The following is a 14,592-nucleotide window of genomic DNA, read 5'->3' on the forward strand; positions in this document are numbered from 1 at the left end:
TGAATCGTTGTTCCGGGTCGCCGCCGATCAGGCGATCGCGTGGGTTAGTGACTGATCATCCAGGGCCGCGCCGTCGGAAAGCCCTTGGCGCCGCTCCTGGTCTTGGTCATCAGACGCGCCGGCTTCTTCCTGTCCGTCGCACTCTTGTCCTTCACGGTCTTGCCCGAGGAGCAGCAGCCGCAGCCGGGGCCGTGCGAGGCCTTGTACTGTGCGAGCGTCTGCGGCGCGTGTGAGCTGCGCTCGTTGACGGCGTGCGCCTTGCGCTTGTCCGCCGGCATGCAGAAGAAGTTCGGCGCGGTCAGGATGACGCGGGGCGCCAGCGTCTCGCAGTGCGGGCAGCTTTGCGGATCGTCGCATTCCGCCATGGGGCGAAGGTCCTTGAATGGACCGCAGTCGTCACAGAGATATTCGTAGACTGGCATCGCATCGTCCCCACGCTGTAGTTTGTTCAACTTACCTGGCGGCGGATGCGAGACGGCAAGCAGACGCCGTCCCGCATTCCGTCGCACATGGATTACTTGTCCGGCGAGATCGGCATCTGGATATCGCCGGTAATGTGCTTGATGGGACCGGCCGCCGACGGCATCACGTCGAAGTCGAAGATCTCGGTCGGCAGCCACAGCGTGGCGCAGGCGTTGGGCACGTCGACCACGCCGGAGATGTGGCCCTGGCACGGCGCGGTGCCGAGGATCGAATAGGCCTGGGCGCCGGAATAGCCGAACTTCTTCAGATACTCGATGGCGTTGAGGCAGGCCTGGCGATAGGCGATGTGGACGTCGAGATAGTGCTGCTTGCCGGCTTCATCCACCGAGATGCCTTCGAAGATCAGATAATCCTTGTAGTTCGGCGTGATCGGCGACGGCTTGAAGATCGGGTTCTTGATGCCGTATTTCGACATGCCGTCCTTGATCACCTCGACCTTCAGGTGCAGCCAGCCGGCCATCTCGATGGCGCCGCAGAAGGTGATCTCGCCGTCGCCCTGGCTGAAGTGCAGATCGCCCATCGAAAGACCGGCGCCGGGCACGTAGACCGGGAAGTAGATCTGCGAGCCGCGCGAAAGATCCTTGATGTCGCAATTGCCGCCATGCTCGCGAGGCGGCACGGTGCGCGCGCCCTCCGCGCCGATCTTGGCTTTCACATCGCCCTTGGCGCGGCCGCCATGGGCGGTCGGTGCAAAGGGCGGGTTTGCAAGGCCGGGCACGCGGGTCGGATTGGTCGAGATCAGCTCGGCCTCGCGCTTGTTCCAGGTGTCCAGCATCTTCGGATCGGGCAGGCAACCGATCAGGCCGGGATGGATGAGACCTGCAAAGTTGACGCCGGGCACGTGACGCGACGAGGTGTAGAGACCCTTGATGTCCCAGATCGACTTCTGGGCCAGCGGGAAGTGGTCGGTGAGGAAGCCGCCGCCGTTCTGCTTGGAGAAGAAGCCGTTGAAGCCCCACAGGCTCTCTTTGAGCGGGCCGACGTCGAGCAGGTCGACGACGAGGAGATCGCCGGGCTCGGCGCCCTTGACGCCGATCGGGCCGGACAGGAAGTGCACGATCGACAGATCGATGTCGCGCACGTCGTCGGCGGAGTCGTTGTTCTTGATGAAGCCGCCGGTCCAGTCATAGGTCTCGATGATGAAATCGTCGCCGGGATTGACCCAGGCCACGATCGGGATGTCGGGGTGCCAGCGGTTGTGCACCATGTCGTTTTCATAGGCCGACTTGGTGAGATCGACCTTGATCAGTGTCTCTGGCATCGAGAGGCTCCCCTTTGACTACGGTTGGTTAGACGGACAGATATTTCGAGACCTGCGCGGCATCGACGGCGTTGCGCGGATCGTCGCGCACGATCTCACCGTTCTCGATCACCAGCACGCGGTCGGCGATATCGAGCGCAAAGCTCAGCACCTGCTCGGACACGACGATCGAAAGGCCCTTCTCGTCGCGGATGCGCTTCAACGTGCGCGCCATCTCCTTGATGATCGAGGGCTGGATGCCTTCGGTCGGCTCGTCCAGCAGCAAGACCTTCGGCTTGGTCGCGAGTGCGCGGGCGATGGCGAGCTGCTGCTGCTGGCCGCCGGACAGGTTGCCGCCGCGGCGGCCTTTCATCTCCAGCAGCACCGGAAACAATTCGTAGATATCGCCGGGCACCTCGGATTCGCCTGCGACCACGAGCCCGGTCTCGATGTTCTCCTTCACCATCATGGTGGAGAAGATCATGCGGCCCTGCGGCACATAGGCGAGCCCCTTGGCGACGCGCTCGTAGCTCTTGAGGCTGCCGAGCTCAGCGCCGTCCATGGTCACCGAGCCGCTTTTGGCCGGCAGGATCCCCATCAGCGACTTCATCAGGGTGGTCTTGCCCATGCCGTTGCGACCCATGATCGCGACGATCTCGTTGGGCGCGACCTTGACGTTGAGGCCATGCAGCACCTCACTCTGGCCGTAGGCGACGTGGAGATCCGAAATAGCCAGCATCAGCGTGCTCCTTAGTGACCGAGGTACACTTCGATGACCTTGGGATCGTTCTTCACCTTCTCCATGGTGCCTTCCGAAAGGATCTGGCCCTGGTGCAGCACGGTGACCTTGTGTGCGATGTCCTCGACGAATTTCATGTCGTGCTCGATCACCAGCACCGAACGGTTCTTGATGATGCGGTTGAGCAATTCGGCGGTCTTGGCGCGCTCGGACACGCTCATGCCGGCGACGGGCTCGTCGAGCATCAGCAGGTCCGGGTCCTGGATCAGCAGCATGCCGATCTCGAGCCACTGCTTCTGGCCGTGGCTCAGCTCGTCGGCATAGGTGTTGAGCTTGTCCTTGAGGAAGATCATCTCCGCGACCTCCTCGACCCGGTCCTTGACGAGTTGATCTCGCTGAAAGGTCAGCGAACCAAACACGGTGCGGCCGCGTGGGAACGAGATCTCGAGGTTCTCGAACACGGTGAGATCCTCGAACACCGACGGCGTCTGGAACTTGCGGCCGACACCGGTCTGCACGATCTCGTTCTCTCTCAACTTCGTGAGCTCCTTGCCACGAAACTGGATCGAGCCGGAAGTCGCCTTGGTCTTGCCGCAGATCAGGTCGAGCACCGTGGTCTTGCCGGCGCCGTTGGGACCGATGATGACGCGAATCTCGTTCTCCTCGACGTAGAAGGAGAGGTCGTTGACCGCCTTGAACCCGTCGAACGAGACGGTCAGGCCTGAAACCGCGAGCAGGAAATCCTTGGGCTGATGACCGACGAGCATGATCTATCTCCTTACCGCCAGCGTGGCATCGGCATCGTGATGACCGACGAGCATGATCTACCTCCTCACTCTGCCGGTGCGCCGTCGGCGACCGAATTGCCGTTCCAGCCCGCCTTCGTCTTGCGCGAGGCGAACAGCCGGTCGATGCGCGGCTGCACGTAATCGGCCCAGAGTCCGGACAGGCCGTTCGGGAAGGCAAGCACGACCGCGATGAACAGAGCGCCGAGCCCGAACAGCCAGAGCTGCGGGAAGGATTCCGACAGGCTGGTCTTTGCGAAATTCACCAGGATGGCGCCCCAGATCGCGCCGAAGATCGACGTCCGCCCGCCAACGGCTGTGTAGATCACCATCTCGATCGACGGCACGATGCCGACGAAGGACGGCGACATGAAACCGACATTGAGCGCGAACATGGCGCCGCCGATCGCGGCGAAGATCGCGGCCATGCAGAAGGCAAAGATCTTGAAATTGGCGACGCTGTAGCCGGAGAAGCGGACGCGATCTTCCTGCTCGCGCATCGCAACCAGGATGCGACCGAGCTTGGTCAGGCGGATGAACTGCGCGATGCCGATGCAGGCGAACAGCAGCACCACCTCGACGAAGTACAGGATGATCTTGGCGTGGTCGGGCCGGATGTCCCAACCCTTGAGCGTGCGCAAGTCGGTCATGCCGTTGATGCCGCCGGTGTAGCCCTGCTGCCCGACGATCAGGATGGTCAGGATGGCGGCGACCGCCTGGGTGATGATCGCGAAGTAGGTGCCGCCGACGCGGCGCTTGAACATCGCGGTGCCGATGATCAGCGCGAACAGGCCGGGGACGAGGATGATGGCGAGAATCGTGAAGGTGAGGCTGTGAAACGGCTGCCAGAACAGCGGCAGTGACGTGATCTGATTCCAGTCCATGAAATCGGGAATGCCCGGGGTCGACTGGATCTTCGTGTTCTCGACGCTCGAGGCCTCGAGCTTGAGAAACATCGCCATGCAGTAGCCGCCGAGACCGAAGAACACGCCCTGCCCCAGGCTCAGGATGCCGCCATAGCCCCAACACAGCACGAGGCCGAGCGCAACGAAGGCGTAGGTCAGGTACTTCGCGACGAGATTGAGGCGGAACACATCGAGCGACAGCGGCAGGATCACGAACAGCACGGCGGCGAGGACGATAAAGCCCGTGAGTTCGGAACGATTGAAGAAGCGTGAGTTGATGATCATGGCTTGCCTGCTTCTCGTTATTTGCGGACTTTGAGGGCGAACAGACCCTGCGGCCGCAGCATCAGGATGCCGACGACAGCGAGCAGCGTGAGCACCTTGGCCATCGAACCCGACATGAAGAACTCGAGGGTCGATTGCGTCTGCGAGATCGAGAAGGCCGAGGCGATGGTGCCGAGCAGGCTCGCGGCACCGCCGAACACCACCACCAGGAACGTGTCGACGATGTAGAGCTGACCGGAGGTCGGACCGGTGGATCCGATCATGGTGAACGCGCTGCCGGCGACGCCCGCAATGCCGCAGCCGAGTCCGAAGGTGTAGCGATCGACCTTCTCGGTGTTGATGCCGACCGCGCCGGCCATGATGCGGTTCTGCACGACCGCACGCACCTGGCGCCCCCAGCGCGACAGGTAGAGAACGTAGGCAACGGCAACGGTGATCAGCACGGTGAGACCCATCACGAAGACGCCGTTGATCGGCACCTCGATGCTGTCGGTCACGTGCAGCGAGCCCAGCATACATTGCGGCAGCTCGACTCCGACCTCGCGCGCGCCGAACACGGAGCGATAGGCCTGCTGAAGCATCAGGCTCAGGCCCCAGGTGGCAAGCAGCGTATCGAGCGGGCGCTTGTAGAGGTGCCGTATCAGCACCCACTCCACCAGCATGCCGAGCGCGCCGGATGCGATGAATGCCAGGATCATCGCAAGGAAGAAGTAGCCGCCGAACAGGCTCGGCATGTAGGCCTGGAAGACGTTCGAGGTCATCCAGGTGACGTAGGCCCCGAGGATCATGAACTCGCCATGGGCCATGTTGATGACGCCCATCTGGCCGAAGATGATGGCAAGTCCGAGCGCCATCAGGACATAGACGGAGAACAGGATCAGTCCGGCAAAACCCTGCATGACGAAGATCGAGCCAAGGTCGCCAATCGAATAGTCGCCGAACATCTATGTCCTCCGTCGGGAAAGGGTCCCGCGTCGCGAGCAGGTTCGCGACGCGGGGTCTTGAGGCATGGACTTGCGATCCACGCCAGGGAGCGGCTTGGTGTCTGCGAGAAGGCGCGAGGGATGCCGTCGCTTACTGGTAGCCCTTCGGGAACGGATCCGGCTCGACGAGATCGGCGGTCTCGTAAATCAGCTCGAACTGGCCATCGAGCTTGGCCCGACCCACCCGGGTCTTCGACCAGAGATGATGGTTCTCGTGGATGCGCACGTAACCTTCCGGGGCCCCCTTGAATTCGACGCCGGGCGACGCCGCCGCGATCTTGTCGACGTCGAAGGAGCCGGCCTTCTCGACGGTCAACTTCCACAGCCACGGGCCGAGATACGCAGCCTGGGTGACGTCTCCGATCACGGTCTTCTCGCCCCACATCTTCTTGAAGGCGGGCACGAAGGCCTTGTTGTTGGGATTGTCCAGCGACTGGAAGTACTTCATGCAGGCGTACGCGCCAGCAATGTTCTCGCCACCGATGCCGTCGATTTCGTCCTCAGTCACCGAAATCGTCAGCAGCGGCTGCTTGGCGAGATCGATGCCGGCGGCCTTGAGCTGCTTGTAGAACGCGACGTTGGAACCGCCGACGACGTCGGTGAAGATCACGTCGGGCTTGGTCAGCTTGATCTTGTTGATGACCGAGTTGAACTGCGTGCTGCCGAGCGCGTAGTACTCCTCGCCGACGACCTTGCCCTTCAGGACGTTCTCGACGTGCTTGCGCGCGATCTTGTTCGAGGTGCGCGGCCAGATGTAGTCGGAGCCGATGAAGAAGAAGGTCTTCGCGCCCTTTTCCTTGGCGATCCAGTTCAGGCCGGCGAGAATCTGCTGGGTCGCCTCCTGGCCGGTGTAGATCACGTTCTTGGACTGCTCGAGGCCTTCGTAGAAGGTCGGGTAATAGAGCATGCCGTTATACTGCTCGACGACCGGCAGCACCGCCTTGCGGGAAGCCGAGGTCCAGCAGCCCATGATCGCCGCGACCTTGTCGTTGACCAGCAGCTTCTTGGCCTTTTCCGCGAAGGTCGGCCAATCGGAGGCGCCGTCCTCCTGGATGAACTTGATCTTGCGCCCGAGCACGCCGCCGGCCGCGTTGATCTGCTCGATCGCGAGCTTTTCGGCCTCGATCGAGCCGGTCTCGGAGATCGCCATGGTGCCGGTCGCCGAATGCAGGATGCCGACCGTGACCTCGGTGTCGGTGACCGCAAGACCCGTGGTGTTGACCGCCGATGTCGCCGGGGCCTGCGCAAAGGACGCCCGCGGCAGCATCGTGACAACAGGCACGGCGGCCATCCCCATCAGCAATTTGCGCCGGAGCGGCGACAACAGGCCCTTGTTTGCTTCGTCTGACATGAGCACCCCCACTTTTGTTCGAGAACACGCTATCGGTGCCGGGAGGATGGCTCGAATTTGTGCAGCACAAGCATACGCAAGATCGCGTATACTGCACCGCAAAATGCCGACGTAGGCTTCTGGTACGGAATTTGCGAGGGGTCCGGGTCCGTATCAGGGAGTGGGGGTTACGTGGCAGGGCGGCAGCGAATAGACCGCGTCAGGCGCCAGTACAACCAATGGGTCGCCAACCAGACGCTGGAAGACTACGCCCTGCGCTTCACCGCCAAGAGCGCACGCCGCTGGTCCGCCGCCCGCGTCGCCAACACTGCCCTGGGCGCGATCTCGTTCCTGGCGATGGAGGCGATCGGCGGCACAATCACGCTGAACTATGGCGTCACCAACGCGACTGCCGCCATCCTGGTGGTCTCGATCATCATCTTCTGCTGCGGTGTCCCCATCGCGTATTATGCGGCCAAGTGCGGCATCGACATCGACCTGCTGACGCGGGGAGCCGGCTTTGGTTACATCGGCTCGACCGTCACGTCGCTGATCTACGCGTCCTTCACCTTCATCTTCTTTGCGATCGAAGCCGTGATCCTCGCGTCCGCGCTCGAGATGTGCTTCGGGATTCCGCGACCGATCGGCTACCTCATCAGCGCCGTCGTCATCATCCCACTGGTTGCCTACGGCATCACGCTGATCAGCCGCTTCCAATTGTGGACGCAGCCGCTATGGGTGATCCTTCACATCATTCCGTTCGCGGCGATCGCCTGGCACAACCCGCACTCCTTCACGGAGTGGCGCAAATTCTCGGGCGAGCACGGCGATCTCAACGGACATTTCGATCTGCTGCTGTTCGGCGTTGCCGCCTCGGTCGTGTTTTCGCTGGTGGCGCAGATCGGCGAGCAGGTCGACTTCCTGCGATTTCTGCCGCGCGACCGCCGCGCCTCGAGGGCCTCCTGGTGGATGGCGCTGATGAGCGCAGGACCGGGCTGGATCGTGCTCGGCGCGCTGAAGCTGCTGGCCGGCTCGTTTCTCGCCTTCTTCGCGCTCAGCCACGGCGTGCCGCCCGAGGAGGCCGCCGAGCCGGCGCACATGTATCTCGAAGCGTTCCGCTATGTGCTGTCGCAGCCTGACCTCGCTCTGGCGTTGACCGGCACTTTCGTGATCCTGTCGCAAGTCAAGATCAACGTCACCAACGCCTATGCCGGCTCGATCGCCTGGTCGAACTTCTTCTCGCGCCTGACCCACAGCCATCCCGGGCGCGTGGTCTGGCTGGTCTTCAACGTCATCGTGGCACTGCTGTTGATGGAGATCGGCGTCTACAAGGCCCTGGAGCAGACGCTGGCGCTCTATTCGAACGTCGCGATCGCCTGGGTCGGCGCGCTCGTCGCCGATCTCGTCGTCAACAAGCCGCTTGGATTGCGGCCGCAGCAGATCGAGTTCAAGCGCGCACATCTCTACGACATCAACCCGGTCGGCGTGGGTGCGATGACGATCGCGACCATCGTTTCCATCAGCGCCTTTTACGGCCTGTTCGGGCCTACCGCGAAGGCGCTGTCAGCCTTCATAGCGCTCGCGGTCGCCTTCCTCACCGCACCGTTGATTGCCTGGGCCACCGACGGCAAGTACTACATCGCGCGCAAGCCGAAGCGGAGCTGGCAGAACATCGAAGCGATCCAGTGCTGCATCTGCGAGCACTCGTTCGAGCCGGAGGACATGGCCTCCTGCCCTGCCTATGCCGGGCCGATCTGCTCGCTGTGCTGTTCGCTGGACGCGCGCTGCCACGATCTCTGCAAGCCGCACGCACGAATCCAGATACAGGTGGCAGAGACGCTGGGCAAGCTGATGCCGCAATCGATCTATGCCCGGATCAACTCTCAACTCGGCCACTATATAGGCGTGTTCGCGGTCTCAGCCGGCCTGGTCGCCCTGGTGCTGGGACTGATCTATCTGCAGACGTCGGCGAGCGTCCGTGGGGAAAACGAGCTCGTGTCCGACGTGCTCTGGAAGGTGTTCTTCTCGCTCAGCATCATCATCGGCGTGGTTGCCTGGCTGTTCGTGCTGGCGCAGCAGAGCCGCCGCGCCGCCGAGGCCGAGACGCGGCGGCAGACCGCGCTGCTGATCCAGGAGATCGACGCGCACAAGCGCACCGACGCCGAGCTCCAACGTGCCAAGGAAGTCGCCGAATCCGCCAACCTCGCCAAGAGCCGCTACGTGGTGGGCCTGAGCCATGAGCTGCGCTCGCCGCTGAACGCGATCAGCGGCTATGCCCAGCTGCTCGAGCAGGATACGACACTGGGCCCGAAGCCGCGCGACCAGGTCCGCGTCGTCCGCCGCAGCGCCGACCATCTGTCCGGCCTGATCGACGGCATCCTGGACATTTCCAAGATCGAGGCGGGGCGGCTGTATCTGTCGCGCGACGAGGTGCGCCTCGGCGAATTCCTCGAGCAGCTCGTCGGCATGTTCCGCCTTCAGGCTGCGGCCAAAGGTATCGATTTCGTGTTCAGGCGGCCGGCGTCGCTGCCGCTCGTGGTCTATGCGGACGAGAAGCGGCTGCGCCAGGTGCTGATCAATTTGCTCTCGAACGCCATCAAGTTCACCCAGTCCGGCAGTGTGCAATTCGTCGTGCACTATCGCAGCCCCGTTGCCGAATTCGAGGTGATCGACACCGGCCCGGGCATCCGGAGCGACGATCTCGAACGCATCTTCGCGCCTTTCGAGCGCGGTGCGCTTGGCGTCTCGCAGCCGCAGACCGGCACCGGCCTCGGCCTCACCATCAGCCGCCTGCTCGCCGGCGTGATGGGCGGCGATATCAAGGTCGTAAGCGCGGTCGGCGCCGGCTCAACGTTCAAGGTCAAGATCCTGCTCTCGGAGGTCACCAATCCCCAGCGCATCGCACCGGTTGAGGCCCCGGTCTCCGGCTATCACGGTGCCCGCAAGACCATCCTCATCACCGACGATGATCCCGTGCATCGCGACCTCCTGCGCCAGGTGCTGACGCCGCTCGGTTTCATCCTGCTCAGCGCGCCCGACGGCGCCGGCTGCCTCGCGCTGGCGCAGCATTGCCGGCCCGATCTGTTCCTGCTCGATATCTCGATGCCCGCCATGGACGGCTGGACCGTGGCCGAGGCCTTGCGCGCGAGCGGCCATCACCAGGCGCGCATCCTGATGGTGTCGGCAAGCGCGTTGGAGGCCCACGGCGCGCCGCTGGCTCAACCCTTCCACGACGGCTACCTGATGAAGCCGATCGACATCCCGCGGCTGCTGGAGACGATCCGTCAGCTCCTCAAGATCGAATGGCAATACGGTTCGGGCGAGGTCGCGGTGCCGCTCTGGCGTCCCGAGACCGGATCAAAGCCACCGGCGCGGCACATCGAGGCCCTGATCGGGCTCGGCCAGATCGGCTACGTCAGGGGTATCCAGTTGAAGCTGGACGAGATCGGCAACGATCATCCTGAGCATGCCGACTTCGTCGCGCAGATGCGGTCGCTGGTCGATCGCTTCGATCTCGACCAGTACATGGCCACATTGAAGACGTTGCACGCGTATGAACATTGAGTCGAAGAAGCGCGACGTTGCGCTCGTTGTCGATGATTCTCCGGAGACGCTCCGGCTGCTCACCGACGCGCTCGACGGCGCCGGCATGACGGTCATGGTGGCGCTCGACGGCGCCGCGGCGATGCGCATCATCGAGCAGCTCACGCCCGACATCATTCTGCTCGATGCGGTGATGCCCGGCATCGACGGCTTCGAGACCTGCCGCCGGCTCAAGCGCGATGCCGGTCTTGCCAACGTCCCCGTGATCTTCATGACGGGCCTTGCCGAGACCGAGCATATCGTGCGTGGACTTGAAGCCGGCGGCGTCGACTACGTGACCAAGCCGATCGTGATCGAGGAGATGCTGGCACGCATCCGCGTCCATCTCGGAAATGCCCGGCTGACCCAGAGCGCGCGCGCGGCGCTCGACGTCTCCGGCCGCTTCCTGTTCGCGGTCAATCGCCAAGGCAACGTGCTCTGGGCGACGCCGCAGGCGCAGAAACTGCTGTCCGACCATCACGGCGCGCAGGCCGACGATTTCGTCCTGCCGCCAGCGCTGCTGCAGTGGCTGGAGCAGGCCAAGGCCAAGGGCAGCTCGAAGTCGCAAGGAGCTTCCTTGCCCGACAATCCGCAACTTCGGCTCTATTACATGGGCGAAACCGCGCCGAACGAGTTCCTGCTGCGGCTCTCCAGGGACTCCGGCACCGCGCTGCCGCCCGAATTCACCAGCGAGCTCGGCCTCACCACCCGCGAGGGAGAGGTTCTGGCCTGGCTCAGCAAGGGCAAGACCAACCGCGACATCGCGCAAATCTTGGGTCTCAGCCCGCGCACGGTCGACAAGCATCTCGAGCAGATCTACGCCAAGCTCGGCGTGGAGAACCGGACGGCCGCGGCGGCCATTGCGGCGAATGCGACAAGGCGGAATTCGTGAATGTGCTGCAAATGAGTTGGGATGCCGCTCACCCGATCAACGGTGTCGTCCCGGATAAGCGCAGCGCCGATCCGGGACGACAGCGGGGTGTGTAGCGCCGTCTACCGTCCCTTCCACCGACGACGCCCCTCACCCGTAAACGAACGCCTTGTCGTCGAGGTCCGTCTTCGGGATCTCATCCTTCTCGGTCCAGTAGTCCTGGCTGTGCTGCCATTCCGGCTTGTCGCCGCGCCTGGGCAGGAGGTCCATGTTGCGCATCATGTAGCCGGGGTTGAAGTTTTCCGGATCGATCCAGGGCAGGATCGGCATGTTGTGGTCTTCAGGCCGCAGCTTGACTTCGACCTTCTTTGCACCCTTCGCCTTCATGTGTCCGAGCAACCGGCAGACGAAATCGGCGACGAGATCGACGCGCAGCGTCCAGCTGGCGCGGAAATAGCCGAATACCCAGACCATGTTCGGCACGCCCGTGAACATCATGCCGCGATAGGTGACGGTGTCGCCGAAGGCGAGCGGCCTGCCGTCGATCTCGAAGGCGATGTCGCCGAGCGCGGCGAGATTGAACCCGGTCGCGGTGACGATGATGTCGGCCTCGAGCACCTTGCCCGATTTGAGCTGGATGCCGTTCTCGACGAAGCATTCGATCTCGTCGGTCACGACCGAGGCCTTGCCGCTGGCAATGCCCTTGAACAGGTCGGCATCCGGCACGAAAGCGATGCGCTGCCGCCACGGCCGGTATTTTGGCGTGAAGTGGGTCTCGACGTCGTAGTCGGGTCCCAGGACTGCGCTGATCTGGCCGATCAGCTCCTTCTTGACCTGCTCGGGCTTGGATACGCAGAGCTTCGTGAACGCATCCTGCTCGAACAGGATCTTGCGTCGCACGATCTCGTGGATCCAGGCTTCGTCGACCTGAAGCCGCCGCAATTCTTCCGCGATCTCGATGGCGTTGCGGCCCAGGCGGAAGTAAGTCGGCGAGCGCTGCAGCATGGTGACATGCGCGCATTGGTCCGCGATGTTCGGCACCAGCGTTGCCGCCGTCGCGCCCGAGCCGATCACGACGACCTTCTTGTTGGCGAGGTCGATATCATCGGGCCAGGTCTGGGGATGGACGATGCGGCCCTTGAAGCGGTCCATGCCCTTCCATTGCGGCGTGTAGCCTTCCGAATGGCGATAATAGCCCTGGCACATCCAGAGGAAGTTGGCGGTGAAGGTCCTAGGCTCGCCGGTGTCGGTCGTCACCGCCTCAATGGTCCAGAGATTCTGCTCGCTGGACCAGCTGGCGGAATTGATCTTGTGCTTGTAGCGGATGTGCCGCGCGATATCGTTGTCGTCGATCACCTCTTTCATATAGGAGAGGATTTCCTCGGCGGTCGCGATCGGCGGGCCGACCCACGGCTTGAAGCTGTAGCCAAAGGTATGCAGATCACTGTCGGAGCGAATGCCGGGATAGCGATGTGTGCTCCAGGTGCCGCCGAATGTTTCCTGCGCCTCCAGGATGACGTAGCTCGTGCCCGGAAGCTGCTTCTGGATGTGATAGGCGCTACCGATGCCGGAGATACCGGCGCCGACGATCAGCACGTCGAAATGTTCAGAAGCCTGTTTGGCCGTGGCGTGACTGCGAACAGCGACATTCATTGTTGCTTCTATGCCTTGCTTGTTTCTGTGGCCGCCCTTGACCGGACGGCGCGTTTCCTCCGCGACGGGCAGTTTCGCCCGCCGCGCTTTCGCTTCAAAATGACATAGATCAAATCGACGTCAAATCACAGGCCCGCACCCCAGCTCCGCGCGGTCTGCAGGATCCAGTCGCGATAAAGCGTCAGCGGCGTGACGCCGGTCAACCCGCCGCAACCGGCTGCGCCGTTCGGCCCGGTGGACCAGCTGATGAGGCCGACGAGCACGGGACCGTTCGGCTTGTCCTCGAACACGGGGCCGCCGGAATCGCCGGTGCAAGCACCAATTCCGTCGCGAACGCCGTTGGTTACGGGATCGACCAGGCGGATCTGGAGCGTGCCGGGCTGCCCGGTCGCAACGAGGCCCGCCGCGCGCGTTGTGCCGCCGCTCTTGCCGTCACCGCGAACGGTGACGCCGATGCCGGCGACGACGAAGCGACTCCCGACCTGAATTGGAATCGTCGGCGTGCCGACCGTCACCGTGGATTTTCCCTTGGGTGGAATTTCCAATTGCAGCAGCGCGACGTCGGCGGTGGCGCGGTGCGCCTGCATCGCCTGCATGTTGAAGTTTGGATGGATAGCAACGGTGCGCACATTCAGCAATTGCGGTGCGCCGTCGGCACCGCGATCGACGATTTTGTAGTCCGCGCCAGGCTGCACACAGTGCGCGACCGTCAGGACCACGCGTGGTGCAATCAGGCTGCCGGTACAGAAATTGCCGCGAGATCCGACGATGGTGACGACCGCACGCGCGACACCATCGGCCTGCGGCGTGCCGCCACCGACGATGGCGTGGGCGGGCGCGGCGAGCAGCAGCGCGGCAGCGATGAACGTGGCGAGCTTCTTCATGGGAACACGGTTTGGCGTCAGCATCGGTGATGGAGGGGGACGGCTTCGGACTGGCTCTTGCCGATACCGCATGCTAGCCCTCTTGGAAAGGAATTGACGAGGGCAGGACATTGACGATCGAGGCTGTGATCTTTGATTTTGGCGGCGTGCTGACGAGCTCACCATTCGAGGCGTTCACGCGGTTCGAGACCGAGCGCGGCCTGCCCATCGACATCATCCGGCGCACCAACGCCGCCAATCACCTGGAAAACGCCTGGGCCAAGTTCGAGCGGGCCGAGGTCGACATCGACACGTTCGACGAATTGTTCGCCGCCGAATCGCTCGCGCTTGGTGCGGAAGTGCGCGGCCGTGACGTGCTGCCGTTGCTGCAGGGCGATCTGCGCCCGGAGATGGTCGAGGCTCTGAAGCGCATCAAGGCGCAGTTCACGACCGGCTGCATCACCAACAATTTGCCGGCGAACGCCATCGGCAGCATGACGGGACGCTCCCTCTACATCGCCGAAGTGATGGTGCTGTTCGATCACGTCATCGAATCCGCGAAGATCGGCCTGCGCAAGCCCGACCCGCGCATCTACAGGCTGATGGTCGAGACGCTGAAGGTCGATCCGAACAAGTGCGTCTATCTCGACGATCTCGGCGTCAACCTGAAGCCCGCGCGCGAAATGGGCATGACCACGATCAAGGTGACGAGCGGCGCACAGGCGATCGCCGAGCTCGAGGAGGCGACGGGGCTGAAGCTCGGGTAGCGCGTCAGACTCCGTCATTGCGAGCGCAGCGAAGCAATCCAGACTGCCTCCCCGGAAAGACTCTGGATTGCTTCGCTGCGCTCGCAATGACGGTTGTGGCGGGATA

The 14,592-nt window shown here is 63.1% G+C and carries 12 protein-coding genes; 3 read left to right on the top strand and 9 right to left on the bottom strand.

Going from position 1 to position 14,592, the window contains the following annotated elements:
* Positions 1 to 44: 44 nt before the first annotated feature.
* The 7 genes from ABIG06_RS10685 to urtA form a co-directional block, all read right to left on the bottom strand.
* Complete coding sequence (locus ABIG06_RS10685) at positions 45 to 422, bottom strand: FmdB family zinc ribbon protein (RefSeq protein ID WP_370136286.1); 378 nt, start codon at positions 420 to 422, stop codon at positions 45 to 47.
* 92 nt (positions 423 to 514) lie between these two features.
* Positions 515 to 1,744, bottom strand: a complete 1,230-nt coding sequence (gene fmdA, locus ABIG06_RS10690) for a formamidase (RefSeq protein WP_370136288.1) — start codon at positions 1,742 to 1,744, stop codon at positions 515 to 517.
* A gap of 28 nt (positions 1,745 to 1,772) precedes the next feature.
* Entirely contained in the window at positions 1,773 to 2,462 is a 690-nt protein-coding gene (gene urtE / locus ABIG06_RS10695; protein WP_370136290.1) for an urea ABC transporter ATP-binding subunit UrtE, read from the bottom strand.
* Between the two features lie 11 nt (positions 2,463 to 2,473).
* Positions 2,474 to 3,229 (bottom strand): urea ABC transporter ATP-binding protein UrtD, encoded by a 756-nt coding sequence (gene urtD, locus ABIG06_RS10700; protein WP_370136293.1) that lies wholly within the window; start codon positions 3,227 to 3,229, stop codon positions 2,474 to 2,476.
* 65 nt (positions 3,230 to 3,294) lie between these two features.
* Positions 3,295 to 4,437, bottom strand: a complete 1,143-nt coding sequence (urtC, locus tag ABIG06_RS10705) for an urea ABC transporter permease subunit UrtC (RefSeq protein WP_370136295.1) — start codon at positions 4,435 to 4,437, stop codon at positions 3,295 to 3,297.
* Between the two features lie 17 nt (positions 4,438 to 4,454).
* Complete coding sequence (gene urtB / locus ABIG06_RS10710) at positions 4,455 to 5,381, bottom strand: urea ABC transporter permease subunit UrtB (RefSeq protein WP_370136298.1); 927 nt, start codon at positions 5,379 to 5,381, stop codon at positions 4,455 to 4,457.
* A gap of 130 nt (positions 5,382 to 5,511) precedes the next feature.
* A complete protein-coding gene (gene urtA / locus ABIG06_RS10715) occupies positions 5,512 to 6,771 on the bottom strand; it encodes an urea ABC transporter substrate-binding protein (RefSeq protein WP_124160267.1) in 1,260 nt (419 codons plus the stop codon).
* Positions 6,772 to 6,942: 171 nt separating this feature from the next.
* Here urtA and ABIG06_RS10720 point away from each other — a divergent pair, with 171 nt between their 5' ends.
* Positions 6,943 to 10,314 (top strand): hybrid sensor histidine kinase/response regulator, encoded by a 3,372-nt coding sequence (locus tag ABIG06_RS10720; protein ID WP_424578273.1) that lies wholly within the window; start codon positions 6,943 to 6,945, stop codon positions 10,312 to 10,314.
* Positions 10,304 to 11,224 (top strand): response regulator, encoded by a 921-nt coding sequence (locus ABIG06_RS10725; protein ID WP_124160265.1) that lies wholly within the window; start codon positions 10,304 to 10,306, stop codon positions 11,222 to 11,224. The genes ABIG06_RS10720 and ABIG06_RS10725 overlap by 11 nt, the downstream gene beginning before the upstream one ends.
* 129 nt (positions 11,225 to 11,353) lie before the next feature.
* Here the strand turns inward: ABIG06_RS10725 and ABIG06_RS10730 are convergent, their stop codons facing one another.
* Positions 11,354 to 12,856: a flavin-containing monooxygenase gene (locus ABIG06_RS10730; protein ID WP_370136303.1), complete on the bottom strand. Its 1,503-nt coding sequence runs from the start codon at positions 12,854 to 12,856 to the stop codon at positions 11,354 to 11,356.
* Positions 12,857 to 12,981: 125 nt separating this feature from the next.
* Positions 12,982 to 13,740, bottom strand: coding sequence for a S1 family peptidase (locus tag ABIG06_RS10735; RefSeq protein WP_199751479.1), 759 nt, complete (start codon positions 13,738 to 13,740; stop codon positions 12,982 to 12,984).
* A 110-nt stretch (positions 13,741 to 13,850) separates the two neighbouring features.
* Between ABIG06_RS10735 and ABIG06_RS10740 the strand changes: the two genes are divergently transcribed.
* Positions 13,851 to 14,486 carry an HAD-IA family hydrolase gene (locus ABIG06_RS10740; protein WP_199751478.1) on the top strand — a complete coding sequence of 212 codons (636 nt, stop codon included), beginning with the start codon at positions 13,851 to 13,853 and terminating at the stop codon, positions 14,484 to 14,486.
* Positions 14,487 to 14,592: the final 106 nt, after the last annotated feature.

This window comes from Bradyrhizobium sp. USDA 326, from assembly GCF_049739485.1.
Classification (GTDB): domain Bacteria; phylum Pseudomonadota; class Alphaproteobacteria; order Rhizobiales; family Xanthobacteraceae; genus Bradyrhizobium.

Coding starts and splice junctions, on each gene's coding strand:
- ABIG06_RS10725 (WP_124160265.1), top strand. CDS start 10,304: ATGAACATTGAGTCGAAGAAGCGCGACGTTGCGCTCGTTGTCGATGAT.
- ABIG06_RS10735 (WP_199751479.1), bottom strand. CDS start 13,740: ATGAAGAAGCTCGCCACGTTCATCGCTGCCGCGCTGCTGCTCGCCGCG.
- urtB (WP_370136298.1), bottom strand. CDS start 5,381: ATGTTCGGCGACTATTCGATTGGCGACCTTGGCTCGATCTTCGTCATG.
- ABIG06_RS10730 (WP_370136303.1), bottom strand. CDS start 12,856: ATGAATGTCGCTGTTCGCAGTCACGCCACGGCCAAACAGGCTTCTGAA.
- ABIG06_RS10685 (WP_370136286.1), bottom strand. CDS start 422: ATGCCAGTCTACGAATATCTCTGTGACGACTGCGGTCCATTCAAGGAC.
- urtC (WP_370136295.1), bottom strand. CDS start 4,437: ATGATCATCAACTCACGCTTCTTCAATCGTTCCGAACTCACGGGCTTT.
- urtD (WP_370136293.1), bottom strand. CDS start 3,229: ATGCTCGTCGGTCATCAGCCCAAGGATTTCCTGCTCGCGGTTTCAGGC.
- urtE (WP_370136290.1), bottom strand. CDS start 2,462: ATGCTGGCTATTTCGGATCTCCACGTCGCCTACGGCCAGAGTGAGGTG.
- urtA (WP_124160267.1), bottom strand. CDS start 6,771: ATGTCAGACGAAGCAAACAAGGGCCTGTTGTCGCCGCTCCGGCGCAAA.
- fmdA (WP_370136288.1), bottom strand. CDS start 1,744: ATGCCAGAGACACTGATCAAGGTCGATCTCACCAAGTCGGCCTATGAA.